Genomic DNA, 21,933 nt, shown 5'->3' on the forward strand with positions numbered 1-21,933 from the left:
TTTAGTTTCCCTCCTTTAAATCCATTTTATTTTGTAGACTTGCTGTAAGACTCATAGTGTGCTGATTTGATGCTAAGTCAAAGGTATGAGTATCAGAGTCGATATATAATATGCAATCAACTAAAGCACTGATATACCATATTTTGGCTTTTACTGCGTAACCAGTAATACATCTAATATCTCCTAATGCCTCTATATTTACATTACTTTCTATATCCTGTAACATTTGTTTTGCCTTATCCATATATCCATCATCATCTTTTGTAACGCTTTCTTGTAGAACTCCATACATAGTTATATTCTTTTGATTTTCTACCTTAGTTAAAAAGTTGTTATTTTCATCAAAGATTTTTACTCTGTTAATCATATTTTCCATTGAATCATCATAATTACAACTTATAATGTTTTTATTAGGTTCAAGAACTAATCCATCAATAAGCTTACCTTTTTCAATTAAATTGAATTGGTCCTTGTTCATCATTGGTATATAACATTTATTAGTTTTATCCCTAGCCTTGGTATAAGCTCTCATTATGATGTCATAAAAAGAAGTGTTTTGAGGAATATCACTAATTTTAACTCCAGTTTTAGCTATATTCCCCACCCTTACCTCTGCTTCACTACATATTTTTCTTGTTATGTCTTCAGCTGTTATTTGATTGAAATTATAGGACCCTTTAGACTTTGTAAAGTATATTAAAAAGTCATAAGCATTAAAGGTAAGTTCTTCACTGCTATTTAACTGTCTATCGAAAACAATTCCTCTAAAAATTTCTACACCTCTATCATCTACTACCCAAACTACAGTATTAGGTCTTATTTGAGTTCTATCATGATTTCTATCAAATATAGAATAAGTTATAGTTCCCGTAAGTTTTCTAGCACATTGGCTTATACTTCCAGTCAAAGATAGGGATTTAATCATTGGTGTTATTTCTGTGACAACCCATCTATCATATAGTGCATAAACTTTTATCATAATTTTATCACCGTTCCTGGCTTTAAATTAAAGTTGCCTTTAAATCCATTTTTTTCTGCTAACTCTCTCCAATTATCACTATCTCCAGTAAATTTTTTTGATATCAGTGGAAATGTATCTCCTACTTTAGTTGTATAGGTTTTAGGCTTTACATCTACTGGTCTTATGGTAGATGCAATATTATTCGCACCTTTCATATTGACCTTATCATGACTATAGCCATGCTTTCCTACTATCTTTGATGGAACTTTTATTGGATTGTACTCTTTTAAATCTAACGTAAAATAAACATCTCTAGTTCCATCTTGCTCTAGATAGCTAAAGTTTTCTATAGAAAACAAGCTATTAATAGGAGTTTCAGTTATTATAAATCTTACTGGTTTCATATTTTCTTTAAAATTATTAATAAGCTCTATTGCCTCATAAGGTTCTGATGAGTCTTTATATGAAGCGAAACTATATTCTTGGCTTGGAAAAAAGCTAGATACTTTTAGAGTTTTAGGAGGTGATTTTGCTAAAAAAGTCACTTCACCTAATTGTTCTACATTTACAGTTTTATTTAAAGTACCTGAGCCTACTTCAAAGGATGGAGGAATTACTGGGAACATTAATTTATCATTGTCTTGAATTATCCAAAATTCCATAATATCACCTCTAAATATTAAACGCTGCTTGTTTTATTTCATTAACTATTTGTTTTGCTACTAAGTTTGGATCTGAAGATCCACTTATATTAAATGACATATTAAAATTATTGCTGCCTCTGTTTTGAACCTGATTAGCTTCCTTTTTAGTTAGAACTACTTCTCCTTCATGAAGTAATGCAGGGTAATTATTATAAGGTACTCTTGGGAGTCCCGTAGCATGACCTTTTGGTCTTTTTTCATCTGAAGCACTTATGCCAAAAAATCCAATTACTTTATTAACCAAATCAAAAACATGTCCTAAAACATTTCCTATTCCTCTTGCTATAGGTTCAATAACAACCCATACTTTTTCTAGTATATCTTGAACTATAGGCATAGCCCACATAACAGCATCTGCAATACCTTCAAATACAGTTATACCTAAATCTAAAGCTGGATTTATTACATCCCAAGCAATTTGTACTGCATCGGATATCATTGGCATAGAACTAATAAACAATTCCTTAAGCCAATCTATTTTCGGCCCTAACCATTCCAAAACTTCACCTAATTTTCCCATAATAGTAGCTGCAATTTCTGTTACTATTGGACCAAAATTTTGTATTGCTGCTCCAATTATCTCAAAAACACTCCCAAATATGGCCATAATAGGTTGTAAAAGTGTAGCTATTCCATTAAATACATTGCCAACTATAGTTTGGATCATCGGAAGATTAGTTTTAATCCATTCAATAGCAGGAGTTAAAAACATCCCTATACTGTTTGCAATGCTTTGAACAACAGTCGCAGCACTTTGTCCGAACTGTACAAAGGCTCCTGTATTATTTCCTAATAATTGTCCTAAAGGTCCTAATATTTGAGTTATTATTGGTAAAAATGCACTTCCAAAATTGCTTCCCATAGTTTGAAGATTTCCAGATATAATTGACCATTGTCCCATTGCGGTTTTACTTAATTCGTCTGTCCCACCTGCAAATTGTATACTCACTTTATTGTTAATAAGGCTATCAAAGGCCTTTGACATTTCCGCATCCGTTAATTCTTCGCCGCTGCCCTTACCTGCCAATGCTTTAAATTCTTCCGATGAAAAGTTAAAACCAAAATCACTAGCTTTAGAAAAGTCACCTGATTTCATATCTGCTAAAGCTTGCATTGCATCATCTAATGATTTATCTGGATTAACTGCTGCCATATCCTGTGCTATTTTAACTAATCCCATTGACTTATCTGTATCACCATTCATAACATCTACTGCTTTACGCCCAGCGGATATAATATCATTAGAATTAAATGGTGCTTTAGTAGATTCACCTTTTAAAGCTTCCATATAGTTATCTGTAATAGATGAAATTTCTTCTTTGCTTTTACCTTGATTTTGAGCTCCTATAGAATGTTTCATAGCTAGTTGTTGCTGCTCTCCCTGCATAGCCGCTCCTATAGTAGCATTAAATGCACTTTTTGCATTATCTCCTAGTACAACTTCTTTAGCAAATTCTTTAATACCAGTAATACCGTTTTTTATTGATCCAAAGACAGCTTTGGTTTTATCTATAGCCTTAACTGCTATACTGACAGGTTTACTAGCCAACTTTTTAACATTATTAAATGTATTTGCAATTTTGCCATTTACTTCTGCTAAGTGAGCTACTGGCTTAATCAATAACTTTTTAGGCTTAGCAATTAAATTTTGTATCTCATTTGATGCTACTTGTTTTAATGCCATTGTTATATAATACGGTTTCTTTACAACATTATTTACCTTAGCTATTTTTTCGTTTAACTCTGATCCTGCCATACTAACGCCTATTTTAACATTACCTGATATACTCTTTATCTTATCTTTTACCCCTTGTGGTAATTTAGGTACCATACTAATATAGGCTTTTGCTCTTCCAACAGCATTTTGAATTTCCTTTTTAGCATCTGCTATTGCTTTTTTATCATTTTTGATATCTAATTTGATTTTGTTGTTTTCTATAGTTTTTAACTGTTTTCTTACATTCATTACTTGCTGTAGAAATTTAGAAGTGCTCTTATTTGCTGTTTTCATAGCATCATTAAAATTACCTTCTAGACCTAACATAATAGTTAATTTTTCACTTAGATTTAATTTATCTGCCAAATTATCACCACCCTCTATTAAAATTATTAAAATAAGGAAAATATAAAAATCACCTTTAGAATTAATACAAGCTACTCTTGTTTCTAAAGGTGATTTTTAATAATAAAATTATAAATATTCTTCTAATTTTTAATCCTCAATTTTAAGATTATAATTGTCTAATATATTTAATGTCTAAATAAAAAGCTGTAGAAAATTCCTATACAATTTTCACAGCCATAATATTTTCATTTTTTAATATTTCCATTTTTTCCTCTAGTTCCTTTTCATAAAAGGCTGCTAAAAGAACTCTAGTACCTAAAGGTTTATTATAAAACTCATCTGGCCATATACCTTTTGTCTTCCAGTAATAATACATCATGCCTACCATATGGTCAGAGTTTATGAGTTTTTTATTTCTTCTACCTGCCCTTTACCAAAGCCACTAAGGTCATTTATAGTATTATACAAATGAGATACCTCACCAGGCAATAATAATTTATTTATCAAATCCTTTGGAGTTAAGCATTCATAATATTCTCTAAGTTCTTTAGATTTTAAATTTGGCTCTTTTACTCCTGATAAAAGAACAAATAATTGCATATCATTATTTTTTATGTCTACTTCTCCATCAGATTTTATAGTAAGAGCATTGTTAGTTGCTTCCTCAATTTCACTAGCATTTAAAGCTTGGCATGTGAATACTACCTTCTCCCCTGCAAGTTCTGATAATCTTTTTATTTCTACTTGTTTTTCCGGTCTAAAAAGTTTATTGGTATCTACTTTTAATAATAAATCTATTGTACTCACTTAATTTCCCCCTTATATTTGGTCTAAATATTCATAGTCTGAAAAAGTAAATGGACATTCTAATTCACCTGGTTTTTCTGATTCCCAGTCAATTAATGTTAAATCGTCAAAAGACACATTTTTTATAGCTATACGCTCTGATCCAAAAGCATCTGGATCAGCTAATTTAGATATAATAGTAAATTTAATATCTCTTCCTTCTTTAATAGCTTCACCTATAAGTTTTCCCATACGACTGCTGATTTTGTTAAGTTTAACTGTACCTTTTCCTGCCCAACCTACAACTTTTGTATCTTCTCCACCATATCCGCAGCGTTTTACTACTTCTTTCTTTACCTCTATTTTTGCCTGAAGTCCAAAAGCTTCTGATACATAATCTCCTTCAAGCCACATTTCTCCAAATGATCCATTAATAACTCTCTTTGTTTCTAACATATATACTTCCCCCTATATAACAAAATTTAAATTTATATCTTCCATAGCATCAGTTATTTTAATTAATCCTTTTAGGAATACTTTATCCTTAGTATTTGCTTCCTTAATTTCTTGTTCATTCATATTATCAACATCGATACCTATAGTCTTAAGATAATTTTTTTGAGTTTCTATATCTATAGAAACCTTATTTTTTCCTAAGTCTAGTAAGTTATCAATTTCCAATGTTTCTAAATAACTTTGAATTGATGACATTAATAGAATCTTATTATCATAGTTATTAGCATATTTTCCGATAAAATTATCCTCAGCAGTTTTCTTTATATCACTAACTATTAAATCCATCATGTCAACTAATTTTATCTTCTTAAAATCTTCACCTTTATCTGCATTTGTAGTTACTAAACTGTTTACTGCTCTTGCTATTTTTACTTTTTCTCCATCATGTAGGAGTAATAATTTACCGCTATCAATTCCTTCATCAAAGCTTTCTTTAGATAAGTGTGGAACATCTTCTACTTCTGGCAATGGCTGATAAGTAGCACTTATATTAAGTGGACATCCTGCTAACATGCCTGCTATTCTTGAACAATATTCAGAAGCTGTATATAGATTGTTTCCTACTTTAATATTATCTGTAGCAAAGTTAATAACACCTTCATTGTCTGCAGCACAATGTGATAAAACTGCTTTCACTTTTACATCTTTATTACTTCTCATATCTTTTATCCAAGTTGCAATTTTAACAGCATCTTCATTAGTTATAAATGGAACAACTAAATAATCAAATTTTGTTGTTTCTAATAATGTTAATGCTTCTGTATAGTTCTCACTTTCCTCAGGAATTATAAGTGCTATAACTTTTTTAGCTGAATTGACACTTCCCATAAAAGCTAGCTCTATTTGCTTTTTATTATTTTCATTAATAGTTTTTGGTATTTCATCTACTCCATTTAATCTTTCAATTTGTATTTTTGAAACTTTGTCCTTTAATATTAATGTAACTATTCCTCTAGTTCCTCTTTTTATCACTGTTGAAGCAGTGCTTTTAAATGCAATATTAATTTGTGGTAATCCCATAACTATACTCCTCCTCTAAAATGAACTTCATTTATTTTTTGATCTTTTATATTTTCCTCTGCAATAATTTGCTCATAGCTTATATCAACTTTAAAACTAGGTATATCATCCTTCATTTCTAAAGTAAGCTTATTAACCATCACATAGCTTTTTTCAACCTTAAGAGTAGTACCAAACAATGAATTAAGCCTATCTACTATTTGAACAAATTCACTATGCGAGTCTTCTTTTGGAAGATATCTTATGTTAAAGGTTGCAGATACTTCTTGTAATGATTTTCTCTTTTTTTTACAAGTTGAGTTTACTAATTCTATAAAAAAAGCTGGACTCTCAAAGCCATCTTTATTTTCTACAACTTGAAAATTCTCCTTCTCTAAGGCTTCAGTGATTGCCGTTCTTACATTATAAAGATTAATCATATTTAATCCCCTTCCAAGATAAACTTTCTTATTTTCACTCAAGTGCAGTTGTTTACTTGTGATATATATAGCTTCATAGCTCTCACCTCCTTTCAAAAATAAAAAGCTGGCTATTTACAAAATAACCAGCTTTTTAGACATATACCTTATATATAAAAAGGCACTTAAATTTCTCTAAGCGCCTTAAGATAACTTATCACACTATCATTTTATTATTTCTATACTGTACTTACAAGGACATGATTTAGACAAGTTCATTTAATTCAAAATTCACAATGCACAATTCACAATTATGGATATTTCTCAGTAAACTGAGAAATTTATAATTGATTTATTTTAAACTTCCCTTCATTCTCCTGTGAATTAAAAAAGGCACTTAAATTTCTCTAAGCGCCTTAATATAACTTACCACACTATCATTTTACTATTTCTATACTGTACTTACAAGGACATGATTTAGACAATTTCATCAATTGAAGATTGAGAATTGACAATTGACAATTTTGAATATTTCTCAGGGAGCTGAGAAATTGATAATTGATTTTTTTAAGTTTAACTTAATTTTCTATGAATTGAAAAAGGCACTTAGGTTTCTCTAAGTGCCTTAAGATAACTTATCACAATATCATTTTACTATTTCTATACTGTACTTACAAGGACATCATTTAGACAAGTTTATTCAATTCAAAATTCACAGTTCACAATTCACAATTATGGATACTTCTCCTTAAAGGAGAAGTCTTAAATTTATTCTTTAAATGACGTAGTCCCTTTTATTAAAGTCCTATTAAAGAAATTAATTTGACAAAATTAATTTCAACCATAATTGTCAATTGTCCATCTTCAATTCTCCATTGCCTAAATTTCTAACTTCAGCCCATCTATTCCAAACAATAGTACACTTAATTCTTCAATTGCTCTTTTTCTATCTCTAGATATGGTTTTTTCACTGTACCCTAGTTCTTCTGCTGTTTCTTCATAGGTTTTACCTTCCATGTACAAGAGTTCTATTACTTCATATCTTCTTTCAGCATTTTCATCTTTGCTTTTAAATGCTCTATATTTGTAAAATCCTAATATTGTTTCTATGTGATTTACTATTATTTTTGTTCTAGTATGTGTCCTCTTAATGGAGTTTATATATAAATCTTCTTCGAAACTATCACACTCCATTAATATTTCTATTGGATCTTCATCTTCAATTTGTGAATTAGTATATATTGCATTATTAAAATGTTCTTTTAAATTAATATAATTTCTAAGCAATAAAGCAGTATTTCTTAGTCTTCTATCCCTTTTTAATTTAGCACTTTTTTCTTTTTCCTTTTCTAAAACTATTAACGCTTCTCTTACAGTAATTTGCACACTTTCTTTTATTAACTTTTCCATATCTAATATATCTATCATATCACCACAACCCCTTAATTATTTATTTCTTATATTTCTAGTTTTTATTAATTGATCTCCCGTATACCTTTTTATAGAAGTATTGTTCTTAATATATAATATATATCTTTTTACTGAAGTAATCAATAAGTATATATCTTTTTATTGAAGTATTTTTCCAAAATATATTTATTTTACTTAATTTTTCTTCTATTTTCTTGACATATATCCATATTTTAATATATTGTATACTTATATATATCGAAGTATATTTTAGGAGTGAGTTCGGTGTTTAATAAAGAAAGATTAATTAAGATTATGGAAGAAAAGGATATATCTGCATATAAGCTCTGGAAGTTATCTGGTGTTGCACAGTCTACTATAAGTGACATTCTTAATAAAGATGATAAAAACCCAACTGCAAAAACTCTTCAAAAGATTGCAGATGCTCTTGGTGTATCTGTTGATGAATTTTTTAAATCAGATAATGATAAAAATAATATTAATAATAAAGTACATAATTCTTCATTGGGATTCTCTACACCAGAAGAAGCTATAAAATTTATATTAGAACAACCAACAATCATGGGCTTTGGTGGCTTTGATATAAACAAAATGAGTGATGCTGAAATAATGGATTTCGCCAATGAATTACTCAGGCAATTGCAACTTATAAGCTACAAATATAAAAAATAATGTTATATTTTGAGGCATCTTAGATAAAATAACTACCTAAACTTTCTTATGATATTTTATTCATAGAAAAATTAATATTCAACAGATAGGTATATTATAGGTATCTAATATTAAAATCTATAATATACTCTGAAAAATAAACCTTCTGCAAAAATAGCTTAAATCTTTAGAAATTAAGGATTAATAGTTAAAAATGAATAATTTAGGATGAAATTCATCTTTAGTGAATTTCTTAAAATAAAATTTATTCTAAAAAACTCCAAAGGCTTTGATGATGGAGTCTTAACCATAATTCTTCATTTTTATTTAATGGCAAATATATCATAAGAACATACTAAATAGCTATTTTTAAGATGCTTTATTAGGGAATTGGAGGGGATACTGTGTCTTGGCTTGATGAATATGTGCTAGGAATAGTTGATCTATACGACACAAATGATATTTATGAGATTTATGATAATTTAGAAATAACAATAATAAAACTAGATAAAAATAACATATTATTAAAAGGCAATGATGCATTATATAATCGAAATCATTTTAATAAAGAAGTAGTTTTTATAAGAAACGATTTGAATATTAATTATGAAAAGTTTATTTTAGCCCATGAACTTGCTCATGCAATTATTCATGTTCATATTACTACAGCTGCCTATAATAACACCCTTATTAATATAGGAAAATTAGAACGTCAAGCAAACTACTTTGCCTTTAAACTATTAAATATTAACCCAGATCATATTGAACATAATGGTTTCACTATTGAGCAAATTGCTAGTAGCTTAAACCTTCCACTAGATTGTTGTAAACAATTATCTGATAAACTATAATAAAAAATCGTGACAAAGTCACGATTTTTTATTATAAGCAACTTTAAATTCTTCAATTAAGGTGATTTGGATATATGTAACAAACTATTTCATCTCTCGTATATAATATATGTTTCTATGACTTATATATTTAATAATATAATTTTTACTACCTTATTTCTGGCGCTACTACTTCTTCTGGTTCTTCTACAATTTGATTGAAGGCAAAAGCCACTCCTAAAAAAATTATAAATTCCTCTTCCGTTATTGGTAATGCTAATATATAACTTTCGGAGGATATGGTAGGAAGATATGAGACACTTACAAAATATACTGAAGGTTTTTTGCTTTGAGCTGTTGTATACTGATTTAAATCATTAATATTGTAATTATTTTTGCACTTTTCTATCCAATATAATAAAATTATAATAAAAAGCCTTTCAGTTATTCCATATTGAATAAATAATGTCACATTATTTATACTAGTAACTATCTCAGTACCTATTATATAAACTATAATATTCTTATCATTTTTTTTATCATTATTGTCATGTTTATTCTTATCTTCTTTTTCCATATAATCACCTTTATCTTCAAATAATCTTTAAGTCTACACTACAGACTATAGATATTTTAATAATTAGTAGTTACCTTCATTTCTTCTAAGAATAAAATATGTGATTAATTGCAAATCTATATTCTTATTGCTATATTAACTGGTATTTCTTTAAATATTTCTATCTTATTGACGTTCTTCTTAAAAACATTCTCATATTATTTTATTATCTAAAATGCATTTTATGAGTAAGAAATACTCAGCTTTAATCCTGTATGGTTCTTATTTTAAATTTGAAATAATAAGCCATAATTATGCAAAGGACTATTATAAGACTTCTAACATATAGATTATTATTTAATATAAATGCAATTATTAACATTGTAAAAGCCGTACATAAAATTGATACTTTATTTTTTAATGTCATAGCTCTTGTTTTTACAAAATCCTCTAAATGATTTTTATATATTTTAGTTGCTATAAACCAAGCATGAAATTTATTAGATCCCTTTGCAAAGCAATAAGAAGCTAAAAGTAAAAATGGAGTTGTAGGCAATATAGGAAGAATAATTCCTACTATCCCAAGTCCTAAAGATAAAAAGCCTAATCCAATTAATACATATTTTTTTACTGTGTTAACATTAATCATAAACTCTTCCCCCTAAATCGCTAAAAACATTGAAATTGACTATCATTATAATATCATATTTTTCTATATTTTTATGTGATTCAAGTTACCTTTCTTATTTATGCTAATTCTTAATATTTTATTATACTTTATAAAGATATAATAAACCTTTTCCATATGTAACAAAGTTATCATAATTTTCATTAAGAAGGCTCTGTTAATTGTAATTAAAATTTTAATATTAGTATTGCAAAATTATAAAAAGGCACTTATATAAATAAGCACCTTTAATTTCTATTATCCTAATATAAATGTACCAATAGCTATTGCTCCTACAGCCCAACAGTAGTAAGCAAAGTAGTGGAACTTTTTATTTAAAACAACCTTTTCAAGTAATTTAATTGAAAGAATACCTACAATAGCTGAGACTACTGTTCCGATACCATATTGAAGAAATACTCCCTCCGTTGCAGCACCAGCTTCTATAATATCTTTACTTTTTAAAAGTAAAGCTCCTAATACTGCTGGTATAGACATTAAAAATGAAAAACGAACAGCCATTTCTCTTTTTAATCCTAAGAATAATCCTGTAACTATTGTTGAACCTGAACGAGATATTCCTGGAGTTATTGCTAATCCTTGAACTATTCCAATAACTGTTGCATTTCTGAAGTTTGTTCTCTTCTCATCTTTCTTTCCTTCTCTAATCTTATCAGAAACATATAGTAATGTTCCTGTTATAAGCAACGCTATACCCACTGGTAAAATTGAGCCAAATAACGATTCAAAAGTATCTTGGAATGCAAATCCCAAAATAGCTGTTGGAATACTTGCAACTATAATTAGTGCAACAAGTTTTCTATAAGGATTGTCCAAATTAAATTCACCCTTAAATAAGTCTCTTATCATTGCAAAAAATTCAATAATCATCTCTTTTATATCTTTATGATATACAACAAAAATAGCAACTAATGTACCTAAATGCAGTAACACTTCAAAAGTGTTATTAGGTTCATTTATACCTAATAATTTTCCAAATATAACAAGATGACCAGATGAACTTACTGGTAAGAATTCTGTAGCACCTTGTATTATACCCATAATTATAGCTTTTACAATCGACATTTTTTCACCTCGTTAATCTTTATTTTTAATAAAAACCCTATTAATTATATCATTTTAAAAATATTTTGGTAAGTTTTTTAATTAAAATGTAATCTTTTATTTAAATTATCATAAATTTTACTGAACATTTTCTTTTTAGATTAATGTAAATCCTTTTAGGTTATGTATTATAATTGTTATTTAATGCAATCCATAATTGTATTTTTTTGTTTTGACTGTTAAAATTGTAATATCAATTTAATTTATAATTTTTTTAGTAGGTGATGTATTAATGAAATATATAGATATGGAAAATTGGCCAAGAAAAAATCAATATAATCATTTTAAAGCACTTGATTATCCACACTTTAATATCTGCGGAAATATTGATATTACGCAATTTTATAAATTTATCAAAGAAAATGAAAATTCATTTTTCCCATCTTTTTTATTTTTTTCTGTTAAAACAGCAAACTATATAAAAGAATTTCGTTATAGAATAAGAGAAGATAGAGTCGTAGAACATGATGTTGTAAATCCATCCTTTACTATAATGACTACGAAAGGTGTATTTAGCTTTTGCACCGTTGAATATGTTGACAATTATAATGAATTTATATTAAATGCAAAAAGAAAAATAGAAGCAGCAAAAAATATTGTAAATCTACAAGACGAACCTGGACGGGATGATTTATTATATATAACTAGCGTTCCTTGGATTTCATTTACAAGTGTAGTCCATCCAGTTCACATGAATCCAGTTGATAGCATTCCAAGAATAGCTTGGGGTAAATTTTTTGAGGAAAATGGGAAAATGAAAATTCCTCTTTCAATCCAAGCTCATCATGCTTTACTAGATGGTGATCATGTAGGTAAATATTTTACCTTAATTCAAGATTTCTTAAATAATCCAGATAAAAATTTATAAATTTAATCTATAAGTTAATTAAATCTACAATACAAAATTCACAATTGAGGGAATTTCTCAACAATAGCTGAGAAATTTAGAATTAATTTGTCTTTGGAGTTACGAAGTAGCTTCAAAAAGAAAAAGCTAATAATTGTATTGCTAGTAAAGAAATTAGTTTGACCGAAACTAAATTCTCCCTTAATTGTGAATCTTGAATTGCACACTGTTTAAAGTTGTGAATTATAATTTTAATGTATACGGCAAAATAATTACTATTATTATTCTTCTAATTAAAATAATAGCTTTTATAATAAATGTCCTAGGAAATAATTTAATGCTATTATTTTATTCAATATAAAATTCCATCATATCATCTAGTCTTAAACATGCCATTCTTCCACCTTCATAGCAATTTCCTGTGTCTATACATATCTTGTCTTTATATTTCACATCAAACCATATCTTATAAGGGATTTCTGAAACTACATCAAAGTTCTTATCAATAGATTCTCTAGGGTTATGGCCAAAAATAACTGTATATTCATCTAGTCCTTTATTTTTATAAAAATCTCCTCTAACCCATACTAGTCTATCCTTCTGATTTAGTAACCCTTCTTCTAAAGACATACTAAGCATATCCGCTATCAGCCTATTTGTTTCAAACCCTGCATGAACAAGAATATATTTATCATCTATTATCTTAAAATACTCTAAAGAGTCCAAATAAGATAATATTTCTTTTTTCTCATCTTCACATAACTTATTAAATCCATTTAAAGTTGTTTCATAACCATTTCTTCTCCAACGGATTATTTCCTTTTCATCATTATCTCTTAAAGATTTCAACATCATTTCATCATGATTCCCCATTATAGAAATTATATTTTTCTTTTCTTTAATAAACTTAATAACCTCTATAGGCTCTGGTCCTCTATCTACCAAATCCCCCAATACATATAAAACATCTTCCTTCGAAAAGTTAATTCGCTCTAATAGCTTCTTAAGTCTATCCAATCTTCCATGAATATCACTTACAACGTACTTCATAACCTAACCCCCTATTTGTATACTATTTTGTTTTTATTAAATAATTATATCAGTAATAAGTAAATTTATCTCACTAAACTAATATTAAAGCTTCATGAGTATTTCATTGAGTTATTTATAAAATTTAAAAAACTTCACTGCTCTTTGCAGTGAAGTTTTAAAAAATAAATATTTTATCTTTATTTGTTATCTTTAATTATTAACCTCCAAGAGTTATATCCTGTGTATTGTACCAGCTTAAAGCTTGTGAAAAATGCTCTGCTTTAAAATCGGGCCAGTAATCTTCTATAATATAAAAGTCTGAATAGATAGATTGAACTGGTAAAAAGCCGCTTAATCTGCGTCTTCCTCCCCAGCGTATTATTAAATCAACCCTGGATACATCATAGGATTTAATAGAATTCATAATTTTTTTTCTAGAATTATCACCCATTTTTAAATTTTTCAAATCCCATTCCCAACCATAGTTAACTAGAAAGTTAACTTTTATTCCCCCTTTACCGAAGGTTTGCCTTTTGGTATAAGGAAGTAATTTTTTAGGAAACATAGGAGAATCAGTATTGCCAACAACTAACAATGAGGCATCTTCTTTTGAAATCATTTCAACTGCATTAATACAAGCTTCTGTAAAGGCTTCCCTTTGATTTGCCGGCCTTTTTGTGTTGTCAGTAGTAAATCCATAGTATGTTATCTCCTTAACTCCAGCATCCTTACATAATTTAAAAAGTATTAATCCAGGATCTAGACCTAGCGCATATCCTCGTTCTTTAGTCATTCCTTTGTCTACGGCCCATCTTCTATTACCATCTGGAATAATTCCAATATGGTTTGGTATTCTCATAATATACACCTCAAATCCATACAATTATTGTTAAGTACTACTAATTTATTTATACATCTTATTATTACCAAACTTTTCAAAAGTTAGTCTTATATATGTAAAAACATTTTAAATCTTAATTTTATAATTAACTTCTTTTAATACTCTATATTTTTTGATATACTATTTATAGAAAATTGAAATTGATAATTATTCTCCTTAAATAATTCTTTATATGTATTTAAGATTATAAGGAGAAAATCTCATCTTTAATTATTAAAATGATGATTGAAAGGACTAAAACTATTATGAAGAATATAAATATAAAAAAATTAACTGATACTAAGTTAAAATTAACTAATAATAAAAAAGTCGAAGAGCATGTTCATACTGGAGTTTATGAAGGAGAAAGAAAAGATGGAAAAATCCATGGCTATGGTACCTATACTTATACAAACGGAACTAAATATGTAGGATATTGGAAAGAAAATACTATGCATGGTGAAGGTACTTTAACCTGGGCCAATGGTGAAAAATATATTGGCAGCTGGAAAGATGATGAAAAGTACGGCTATGGAATATATACTTGGCCAGATGGCGAGAGTTATGTTGGAAGTTGGGAAAATGACTTAAAAACAGGTCATGGTATTTACAGTTGGTCTAATGGAGATACTTATACTGGTGATTGGTTTGAAGATAATTGCCATGGATATGGAATTGAAACTTTAAACAATGGAGATAAATACATTGGTGAATGGAAGAATAATATGAAAAATGGAAAAGGCATGTACATATCTTCTAGTGGTGAAGTTTTTATTGGTGAATTTGTGGATAATAAAAAATTATAAAAATACATTGCTATAAGCAACTCCCTTAAGAAATGTATATAAGGGCGTTGCTGTTTTTTCTATTTTTACACTAAACGTATATTTCATTACTAAAACTTCTTAAATTTATGATATTTATACTATATTTTTTATTCCCAATCTTTCCATATTTCTGGTTTATATCCTACTGTAGCCATCTTACCATTTCGTACTATTGGTGTCTTATATAATTTAGAATTGTTTAATAATAATTCTTCCTTTACACTGTCAGTTCTTATATTTTGAAGATTTAATTTAGTATACTCTTTGCTTTTTTCATTTATAAGCTCTCTTAATCCTACTGCTGCTTTAACATTTTGTAGTTCACCTTTGCTTAATCCTTTTATATTTAAATCTATAAACTGATATTTTATTTTTCTTTCTTTAAAATATCTTTCTGCCTTTTTTGTATCAAAACATTTACTTATGCCAAAAATTTGTATGTTCATTTATTTTCCTCCTCTAAAACTTTGCATTTCTAGCTATTTAATTTATAAAAACATATACTAATTTGTATTTTAATATAAATCAATATAATAATTTATTTATATAAACTATTATTCTTCTTATGAAATTTTAAAAGTAATAATTATAATATATCATTTAAATAAAAATAAACAAATACTGTACCTATATCTTATTTATCTAAGGATCAATATTCTATTTCATTTTTACTAATTTATTACTTTTTCTTACTAAGAAATCTTAGAAAATATAATTAAAATAAAAAGCAAAACCTACCTTATTCAAGTAAAGTCTTGCTTTAATCTGTTTATACATTCATTATTTATTTTTTCTTATATCATCTAATCTTTTATTAGTTTTCCTAAATAATTTTTCCATGATGACTTCTTTAAATTTATTATTAGCATTATTATACTTTCTAAATAATTCATCTGGATTATCAAATATTCCTAAATCGTCTGTAATAGAAAAACTTTGTATATATGTGCTATTTTCATTCCAACACAAATTTATTTTATCTTTATTTTCTACCGAAATACCATATCCAATATATCCACCATTATATTCACAGAGATTATTTTTTACATTATTTAAATATACTTTATCTATTATTACACCCTCTAGTGCTAACCACTTTCCATTAAAATAAACCTCGGTCCACGCGTGTACAATTTTTTTAGGAGCTAACATATATATTATTCCAGTTAATGCTCCCTTTTGCATTCTTTTATCAATTAGAAATCCATGTATTCTACAAGGAATATCTACTGCACGTAATAGTGCCATCAAAAGAATACTTTTTGTATTGCATTGACCATAACCATCTATTAGTACTTCACTTGCAGCCATTCCATCTTTTTTGTTATATCCAAATTTTATTTCATCTTTCACAAAGTTATATATTGATTTTATTTTTTCTTTTTCATTTAAACTTCTCCAGCCCCTGTTTCCAATTAAATCTTGAATTTCTATTGAATTATAGTTTAATAATTTTGTTTCTTTAAGATATCTCTTCATATTCATCCCCCTTTTGCTCTTTCTTAAAATTATAAGGGAATTAATAATTATTTACTTGCAAATATCTGCTGTTTTTCTTAATAGCACTTGGTATCATGCCTAGCTTTTCCTTGCACACATTAGTTAAATGGGATGAGCTATAGAATCCCGCCTCAAGGGCTGATGTAGTAATACTATTTCCTTCGAAAATTAGTTTAAAGGCTTTTCTGACTTTATAATTTAATATATAACTACTAATAGAAATTCCTATATTTTCTTTAAATAAGTGAGACAATCTACTTTCAGACAAAAATACATTTTTACTTAAGCTTTCTAAGGATATTTCTGCTAAATTATTATTAGCAATATACTTTAAAACTTTATCTACTCTTTCATCTAGTAGATGATTAATTGTATAATTTTCTAAAGAAAGAATTGAATAAATTTCTGAAATAAATTTATTGTATTTAGCTTTATTATCAATGGCTATATGTTTCTCTTTAACTAATTCTCTAATAGCCTCTGTTGCATCTTCAGGTATAATGTAAAAGTCTTTATTTTTCATGTACATTCTCTTTATCTTTTCACCAAATATTGATTCAGGATTAATTAAAAAATATATCTGCCAACCATCTTTACCAAATAATTCATGAGATACATTGGAGTTAATAATAATACCACTTTCATTGATTATATTGTTTTTTATTTTTACAGAAAACTTTTCTTCTATACTTACTGTAATCTGAATAGAATTATGAATATGCAAACTTGCATCTATTTTATTTGTAATAAAACTTATATGATCATCCGAATAAAAAATATAAATATTTTCTCTCATTTGAACACCTCATAAAATTTTTAATCTATAATTATCATTATTATATCATCTTTAACCTTTTAAATTCCTTATAAACAAAAGAATATGTCCCTAAAATTTGTGACTTTGTCACTAAATCTAAGGACATATTATATATGAAAACTTAAAATATAATTTAAAATAAAAATTGTTCTAAAAAATTCTTCATTTTAAGAGTTTTTTAAATTCTTTAAAAAACTCTTAAAATGAAGTTCACTATATCACTCTATAATTAAGTTACACATTTACTTTTGAATTGCTTCTTCCATTCTTATAACTTTTCTTTGCCAATGATTTTTTCTATAAATTAAAAATCCATAAACACATACTATTAAATTACTAAAGCTCATAGAAAACCATATTCCTGGAGATCCAACATTGGTAAAGTGTTTAAATATCAATATCATAGGTAATCTTACAAACCATAGACGACCGATTTCCATTGCCATAGAGTATTTAGTGTGTCCTGATCCCTGAAATATGCCTTGAAATACACTAAAAATCCCCATAAGTGGCATTGAAGCTGAAATGTAACGTAAATATACAATTCCTTGAGAAATTACTTCAACATCATCTTTTGACTGCATAAAAAAGTTTATAATTTGTTTATCTGCTAATATCATTAAAATACATCCCACTATAGAAAATGAGATAGTAAGTTTTAAAGATTTTCCAAAGGCTTCCTTCACTCTATCTATTTTATCCGCCCCTAAATTTTGTCCAACAATAGATGTTAAGGCTGCTCCAATACCCATAGCTGGCTGCATTACTAAAGAAGTAATTCTATTAACCATGCCAAAGGCTGCTAGTGTTGCAGTTCCGTAAGATACTATAAATCCATTAAGAACTATAAAACCTAAAGCTGAACCTGACTGTCCTATTGAGGAAGGCAATGCAACATTTATAATTTTTCTTATTATCTTCCTGTCAAATTTAAAATTCTTAAAACTTGGCCTAATCATTGTAGTTGAATTTATTAATATATATATACCTGCTACAGCAAGTAATACTTTTGATAGTAAGGTTGCAATAGCAGCTCCAGCAATGCCCATTTTAAATGTAAATATGAAAATAGGGTCTAATATTACATTAAGTATGGCACTAATACCGCTAAGTATTGTTGGAGTTAAAGTATTCCCTTGAGAATTCATAATAGAATTAAAGTTGAAAAATAAAAAAGTAAAGGGCATATCTAAAAAGGTAATCCTAAGATAGATATTGCTATAGTTAGCTAAATCACCAGTAGCACCCATTAACTTAATAACAACTGGACTTATAATATATCCTATAATAGCAAAAAAAATAGAACTTATTAAAGATATCACAATAAGCTGACTCGAATATTTATTAGCTTCCTCATATCTTGATGCTCCTATTAATTGAGATAATATAGATGTACCTGCAATTGAAAGCCCCATACCTAAAGATATAAATAAAAAGTTTACTGGCCACACAAAAGAAGTAGCAGCAAACTCCACTGAGCCAATTTTACTTACCCAAACTCCATCAGCTAAATTATAAAGTGTTTGAATCAAATTATTTATCATAATTGGTAAAGACAGTGTAATAATTACTTTATACAATTCACCATTAAGTATAAGATTTTTTCTCTTTTCTCCCTTCATTAATCCCACCCCAACATCATTTATTCACAATTCATAATATATAGATTATATCATCAAATAATATCAGTTTAAACTTAAATTTTTAATGCTCTATATTACATGAATATGAATCATCATGTCAAAATATTTTACTTTACTTCTACTAAGATATACATGAATAAATAACTAGTGAAAAATTAAAGGATATTTTATGTAATGCAGCATCTACAAAACTAATTTATAGCATAACTATAAATCCATTCTAATGCTTTATATGACACAAAATATCCTACTATATTGATTGTTATTTATTTTTAAACAGTTAAAATTTATTGTGGAAACTTTACAATAACTTTAAAAAGATCTCCATCAATTTCTATATCTAAAGTTCCACCTTGTATATCTACAATGCTTTTAGCAATAGCTAGTCCTAAACCAGACCCCTCTGTATTTCTAGATTTATCACCTCGTTTTAATCTTTCAAATATCTCATTTGGTTCAAAATCTAGTTCATAGTTTGAAATATTCTTTATGATAAAAACTGCCTTATTATCTTCTTCTTCTAAAGAAAGATATACCCTAGTGTTATCCGCAGAATATTTCAGAGCATTATTAATTAAATTATCAAAAACTCTCCAAGTTTTCATTCCATCTAAATATGCATAGATATTTTGTTTTTCTATATTTAGCTTAAAAGTTATAGAAGAATTTTTAATTTTCTCATCGTATTCTCCCAATGCTTGTTTTAATAACGCTGTCAAATCCACTTTTTGTAGCGATAGCTCAACATCCCCACTAGACATTTTAGATGCTTCAAATAAATCCTCAATTAAAGTCTTTAATCTTTGCGACTTTCTCTCTAGTATCTCAACATATTTTTTGACATCATCTTTAGAAAGATTTTCATTTCTTAACAAATCTATATAGTTAACTATAGATGTAAGTGGAGTTTTAAGGTCATGAGATACATTTGTAATAAGTTCTGATTTTAATCGTTCACTCTTCATCTGGTTATCTAAGGCTATTTTAGAACTAGCCTTTATATTATTTATATTATGAGCTAATTTCTCAAGGCCACTTTTCCCTTTGCCTTTTACTTCTATTGTATAGTCAAAATTACCACATAAAATTTCTTCTGTTCCTTTATTAATTCTATTGAAAAGTGATATTTTTTCTAAAACACGTGGAACTATAACAAATAAATATATAATATCATAGATACTACACAAAATAATCTTATTACTATCTGTTGAATCAAATATTACTATGGCACTTATAACGAATCCTATGGTAAGTATATTTATAAATAAAAGTTTAAAAAGAAACCCTTTATAAATACTAAACTCTTTTATGATAACTTTGAATTTATAAATTAAACTATTACTCCACTGATTCTTAAAATCCTCTTTACTTTCTTTAATTATAATTAATTCTTTTATACTTAAATAGGTATAAAATATATATACAACTATAAAAGTCAGCTTTTTAATATGCTCAATACTCAATAGAAAGTAAAAAAATTCTACATTAGATATGTATCTTAATATAATCCAAGAATAAGCAATAAATATAATCCCTCTTATATCCAATGGTATTTTTTTTAATAAATTTCTTGCTTTTTCAAATAATAAAGGAATATTTATTCTATTTCTATATAAATAAAATGATGCGATAATAATTAATATCAATATTATTATAAATACGCAAACTTCTATATATACTCTTTCCCCTACTGAAACATAATACATATAATCTTTGTATAACTGACTATTTTCATTCATAGTTTTAGGAACTATAAAATATCCATCCCAATTAAGTTCATCAATGCTATTATCAATATTGGTTGTAAAATAGTTCTTATTATAATTTGGTAGATTTATACTATATAAAGCTTCTTCTATATATTTTTTAATGTCTATATCCTTTTCTATATTAGTATATATTTCACCAGTATTTTTATTTCTAAAGTAATACTTAATAAAATTTTCTTTATTTAATACTTTCTCCTTTAAAATAAGATATTCTTTGTCCTTTTCTTCTATTGCCTTTTTTCTAATTCTCTCTTCTGCTTTATTTTTATCTTCTTTATTATTTTCTATATCACTAATTTTTTTATCTCTTTCTGCTACAAGAGCATTAAGTTTTGGAAGATTTAAATTATAATAATTTTCATTAATTTCTTCACTGTATTCATCTCTAATAGCCTCAATTTTCTTTTGCTTTTCTTCCTCATCTTTTTTTGTTTGAAGTTTTATCTCCTCTTCTGTTACCTTATCTTTATCAGTTCTTTTATCATAATTATTAAAATATAAATAATATCTCTTTAGATTATTAACATTATCATCTATAGCTTCTTTAAAGTTATATGAAACAAAAAATGCATCCTTATTTAAAAATTCTTTTTGATATTTAATATCTACACCTGTCAAAATTGCAAATGCCACCAAATAAATAGCTATTATAAAAGTTATTATATATATAATTTTACTTTTCAACTTTATATCCAATTTCCCACACCACCTTTAAATATTTTGGATCTTTGGCATTTATCTCAATCTTTTCTCTTATCCTCCTTATATGCACTGCTATAGTGTTCTCAGAGTTATAACTACTCTCTCTCCATACCTTTTCATAAATTTCATCACTAGAAAATACTCTCTCTTTATTCTCCATAAGCAATTCCAATATTTTATACTTTGCTCTTTAATATCTATACTTG

23 protein-coding genes and 1 pseudogene are annotated in these 21,933 nt (G+C 27.3%); 4 read left to right on the top strand and 20 right to left on the bottom strand.

Features of this window, described 5'->3' with window-relative positions; all coding sequences use genetic code 11:
* Position 1: 1 nt before the first annotated feature.
* From ACWPW7_RS17740 to ACWPW7_RS17780, 9 genes are all read right to left on the bottom strand, one after another.
* Complete coding sequence (locus ACWPW7_RS17740; RefSeq protein WP_454054571.1) at positions 2-979, bottom strand: XkdQ/YqbQ family protein; 978 nt, start codon at positions 977-979, stop codon at positions 2-4.
* On the bottom strand, positions 976-1,623 hold the full coding sequence (locus ACWPW7_RS17745) for a LysM peptidoglycan-binding domain-containing protein (protein ID WP_454054572.1): 648 nt from the start codon (positions 1,621-1,623) through the stop codon (positions 976-978). Before ACWPW7_RS17745 ends, ACWPW7_RS17740 begins: the two co-directional genes overlap by 4 nt.
* 10 nt (positions 1,624-1,633) lie before the next feature.
* Complete coding sequence (locus tag ACWPW7_RS17750; protein WP_454054573.1) at positions 1,634-3,748, bottom strand: hypothetical protein; 2,115 nt, start codon at positions 3,746-3,748, stop codon at positions 1,634-1,636.
* A gap of 199 nt (positions 3,749-3,947) precedes the next feature.
* Positions 3,948-4,118 carry a hypothetical protein gene (locus ACWPW7_RS17755; protein ID WP_454054574.1) on the bottom strand — a complete coding sequence of 57 codons (171 nt, stop codon included), beginning with the start codon at positions 4,116-4,118 and terminating at the stop codon, positions 3,948-3,950.
* A gap of 11 nt (positions 4,119-4,129) precedes the next feature.
* Positions 4,130-4,537: a phage tail assembly chaperone gene (locus tag ACWPW7_RS17760; RefSeq protein WP_454054575.1), complete on the bottom strand. Its 408-nt coding sequence runs from the start codon at positions 4,535-4,537 to the stop codon at positions 4,130-4,132.
* 12 nt (positions 4,538-4,549) lie between these two features.
* Complete coding sequence (locus ACWPW7_RS17765) at positions 4,550-4,972, bottom strand: phage tail tube protein (RefSeq protein ID WP_039637067.1); 423 nt, start codon at positions 4,970-4,972, stop codon at positions 4,550-4,552.
* A gap of 12 nt (positions 4,973-4,984) precedes the next feature.
* Positions 4,985-6,052, bottom strand: a complete 1,068-nt coding sequence (locus ACWPW7_RS17770; protein WP_454054576.1) for a phage tail sheath subtilisin-like domain-containing protein — start codon at positions 6,050-6,052, stop codon at positions 4,985-4,987.
* A 2-nt stretch (positions 6,053-6,054) separates the two neighbouring features.
* Positions 6,055-6,471 (bottom strand): phage tail terminator family protein, encoded by a 417-nt coding sequence (locus ACWPW7_RS17775; protein WP_454054577.1) that lies wholly within the window; start codon positions 6,469-6,471, stop codon positions 6,055-6,057.
* An 858-nt stretch (positions 6,472-7,329) separates the two neighbouring features.
* Entirely contained in the window at positions 7,330-7,878 is a 549-nt protein-coding gene (locus ACWPW7_RS17780; RefSeq protein WP_454054578.1) for an RNA polymerase sigma factor, read from the bottom strand.
* A 267-nt stretch (positions 7,879-8,145) separates the two neighbouring features.
* On the opposite strand from ACWPW7_RS17780, the gene ACWPW7_RS17785 reads away from it, so the two are divergent.
* Together ACWPW7_RS17785 and ACWPW7_RS17790 are read left to right on the top strand one after the other, a co-directional pair.
* Entirely contained in the window at positions 8,146-8,553 is a 408-nt protein-coding gene (locus tag ACWPW7_RS17785) for a helix-turn-helix domain-containing protein (protein WP_454054579.1), read from the top strand.
* Between the two features lie 383 nt (positions 8,554-8,936).
* The gene (locus tag ACWPW7_RS17790; protein ID WP_039637059.1) at positions 8,937-9,383 is read left to right on the top strand and encodes an ImmA/IrrE family metallo-endopeptidase; all 447 of its coding nucleotides are present in this window, start codon (positions 8,937-8,939) and stop codon (positions 9,381-9,383) included.
* 148 nt (positions 9,384-9,531) lie between these two features.
* Here the strand turns inward: ACWPW7_RS17790 and ACWPW7_RS17795 are convergent, their stop codons facing one another.
* From ACWPW7_RS17795 to uppP, 3 genes are all read right to left on the bottom strand, one after another.
* On the bottom strand, positions 9,532-9,939 hold the full coding sequence (locus ACWPW7_RS17795) for a hypothetical protein (protein WP_454054580.1): 408 nt from the start codon (positions 9,937-9,939) through the stop codon (positions 9,532-9,534).
* A 244-nt stretch (positions 9,940-10,183) separates the two neighbouring features.
* A complete protein-coding gene (locus tag ACWPW7_RS17800) occupies positions 10,184-10,567 on the bottom strand; it encodes a YbaN family protein (protein WP_454054581.1) in 384 nt (127 codons plus the stop codon).
* Positions 10,568-10,843: 276 nt separating this feature from the next.
* Complete coding sequence (uppP, locus tag ACWPW7_RS17805; protein WP_454054582.1) at positions 10,844-11,671, bottom strand: undecaprenyl-diphosphatase UppP; 828 nt, start codon at positions 11,669-11,671, stop codon at positions 10,844-10,846.
* 271 nt (positions 11,672-11,942) lie between these two features.
* On the opposite strand from uppP, the gene ACWPW7_RS17810 reads away from it, so the two are divergent.
* Positions 11,943-12,578, top strand: a complete 636-nt coding sequence (locus ACWPW7_RS17810; protein WP_454054583.1) for a CatA-like O-acetyltransferase — start codon at positions 11,943-11,945, stop codon at positions 12,576-12,578.
* Between the two features lie 327 nt (positions 12,579-12,905).
* Here ACWPW7_RS17810 and ACWPW7_RS17815 read toward each other — a convergent pair whose 3' ends face one another.
* A complete protein-coding gene (locus ACWPW7_RS17815; RefSeq protein ID WP_454054584.1) occupies positions 12,906-13,607 on the bottom strand; it encodes a metallophosphoesterase family protein in 702 nt (233 codons plus the stop codon).
* Between the two features lie 199 nt (positions 13,608-13,806).
* Positions 13,807-14,448, bottom strand: coding sequence for an undecaprenyl diphosphate synthase family protein (locus ACWPW7_RS17820; protein ID WP_454054585.1), 642 nt, complete (start codon positions 14,446-14,448; stop codon positions 13,807-13,809).
* Between the two features lie 251 nt (positions 14,449-14,699).
* Here ACWPW7_RS17820 and ACWPW7_RS17825 point away from each other — a divergent pair, with 251 nt between their 5' ends.
* Complete coding sequence (locus ACWPW7_RS17825) at positions 14,700-15,275, top strand: MORN repeat-containing protein (protein ID WP_454055532.1); 576 nt, start codon at positions 14,700-14,702, stop codon at positions 15,273-15,275.
* A 128-nt stretch (positions 15,276-15,403) separates the two neighbouring features.
* Here the strand turns inward: ACWPW7_RS17825 and ACWPW7_RS17830 are convergent, their stop codons facing one another.
* The 6 genes and pseudogenes from ACWPW7_RS17830 to ACWPW7_RS17855 all read right to left on the bottom strand — a co-directional run.
* Positions 15,404-15,742 carry an arsenate reductase family protein gene (locus tag ACWPW7_RS17830; RefSeq protein ID WP_454054586.1) on the bottom strand — a complete coding sequence of 113 codons (339 nt, stop codon included), beginning with the start codon at positions 15,740-15,742 and terminating at the stop codon, positions 15,404-15,406.
* A gap of 334 nt (positions 15,743-16,076) precedes the next feature.
* Complete coding sequence (locus tag ACWPW7_RS17835) at positions 16,077-16,775, bottom strand: transglutaminase-like domain-containing protein (RefSeq protein WP_454054587.1); 699 nt, start codon at positions 16,773-16,775, stop codon at positions 16,077-16,079.
* A 40-nt stretch (positions 16,776-16,815) separates the two neighbouring features.
* Positions 16,816-17,592: a helix-turn-helix domain-containing protein gene (locus ACWPW7_RS17840; RefSeq protein ID WP_454054588.1), complete on the bottom strand. Its 777-nt coding sequence runs from the start codon at positions 17,590-17,592 to the stop codon at positions 16,816-16,818.
* Between the two features lie 263 nt (positions 17,593-17,855).
* On the bottom strand, positions 17,856-19,235 hold the full coding sequence (locus tag ACWPW7_RS17845) for an MATE family efflux transporter (RefSeq protein ID WP_454054589.1): 1,380 nt from the start codon (positions 19,233-19,235) through the stop codon (positions 17,856-17,858).
* Positions 19,236-19,543: 308 nt separating this feature from the next.
* On the bottom strand, positions 19,544-21,721 hold the full coding sequence (locus tag ACWPW7_RS17850) for a histidine kinase dimerization/phospho-acceptor domain-containing protein (RefSeq protein ID WP_454054590.1): 2,178 nt from the start codon (positions 21,719-21,721) through the stop codon (positions 19,544-19,546).
* Positions 21,699-21,911 (bottom strand): annotated as a pseudogene (locus ACWPW7_RS17855) (winged helix-turn-helix domain-containing protein); the annotation flags it as partial. The pseudogene ACWPW7_RS17855 and the gene ACWPW7_RS17850, both read right to left, overlap by 23 nt.
* Positions 21,912-21,933 lie beyond the last annotated feature (22 nt).

The sequence above is a fragment of the Clostridium sp. Marseille-Q7071 genome, from assembly GCF_965112025.1.

Bases quoted from the DNA above. Each gene is read 5' to 3' on its own strand.
- ACWPW7_RS17800 (WP_454054581.1), bottom strand. From the start codon at position 10,567: ATGATTAATGTTAACACAGTAAAAAAATATGTATTAATTGGATTAGGC.
- ACWPW7_RS17840 (WP_454054588.1), bottom strand. From the start codon at position 17,592: ATGAGAGAAAATATTTATATTTTTTATTCGGATGATCATATAAGTTTT.
- ACWPW7_RS17830 (WP_454054586.1), bottom strand. From the start codon at position 15,742: ATGAACATACAAATTTTTGGCATAAGTAAATGTTTTGATACAAAAAAG.
- ACWPW7_RS17810 (WP_454054583.1), top strand. From the start codon at position 11,943: ATGAAATATATAGATATGGAAAATTGGCCAAGAAAAAATCAATATAAT.
- uppP (WP_454054582.1), bottom strand. From the start codon at position 11,671: ATGTCGATTGTAAAAGCTATAATTATGGGTATAATACAAGGTGCTACA.
- ACWPW7_RS17745 (WP_454054572.1), bottom strand. From the start codon at position 1,623: ATGGAATTTTGGATAATTCAAGACAATGATAAATTAATGTTCCCAGTA.
- ACWPW7_RS17795 (WP_454054580.1), bottom strand. From the start codon at position 9,939: ATGGAAAAAGAAGATAAGAATAAACATGACAATAATGATAAAAAAAAT.
- ACWPW7_RS17845 (WP_454054589.1), bottom strand. From the start codon at position 19,235: ATGAAGGGAGAAAAGAGAAAAAATCTTATACTTAATGGTGAATTGTAT.
- ACWPW7_RS17770 (WP_454054576.1), bottom strand. From the start codon at position 6,052: ATGGGATTACCACAAATTAATATTGCATTTAAAAGCACTGCTTCAACA.
- ACWPW7_RS17780 (WP_454054578.1), bottom strand. From the start codon at position 7,878: ATGATAGATATATTAGATATGGAAAAGTTAATAAAAGAAAGTGTGCAA.
- ACWPW7_RS17765 (WP_039637067.1), bottom strand. From the start codon at position 4,972: ATGTTAGAAACAAAGAGAGTTATTAATGGATCATTTGGAGAAATGTGG.
- ACWPW7_RS17820 (WP_454054585.1), bottom strand. From the start codon at position 14,448: ATGAGAATACCAAACCATATTGGAATTATTCCAGATGGTAATAGAAGA.
- ACWPW7_RS17775 (WP_454054577.1), bottom strand. From the start codon at position 6,471: ATGATTAATCTTTATAATGTAAGAACGGCAATCACTGAAGCCTTAGAG.
- ACWPW7_RS17835 (WP_454054587.1), bottom strand. From the start codon at position 16,775: ATGAAGAGATATCTTAAAGAAACAAAATTATTAAACTATAATTCAATA.
- ACWPW7_RS17740 (WP_454054571.1), bottom strand. From the start codon at position 979: ATGATAAAAGTTTATGCACTATATGATAGATGGGTTGTCACAGAAATA.
- ACWPW7_RS17815 (WP_454054584.1), bottom strand. From the start codon at position 13,607: ATGAAGTACGTTGTAAGTGATATTCATGGAAGATTGGATAGACTTAAG.
- ACWPW7_RS17755 (WP_454054574.1), bottom strand. From the start codon at position 4,118: ATGGTAGGCATGATGTATTATTACTGGAAGACAAAAGGTATATGGCCA.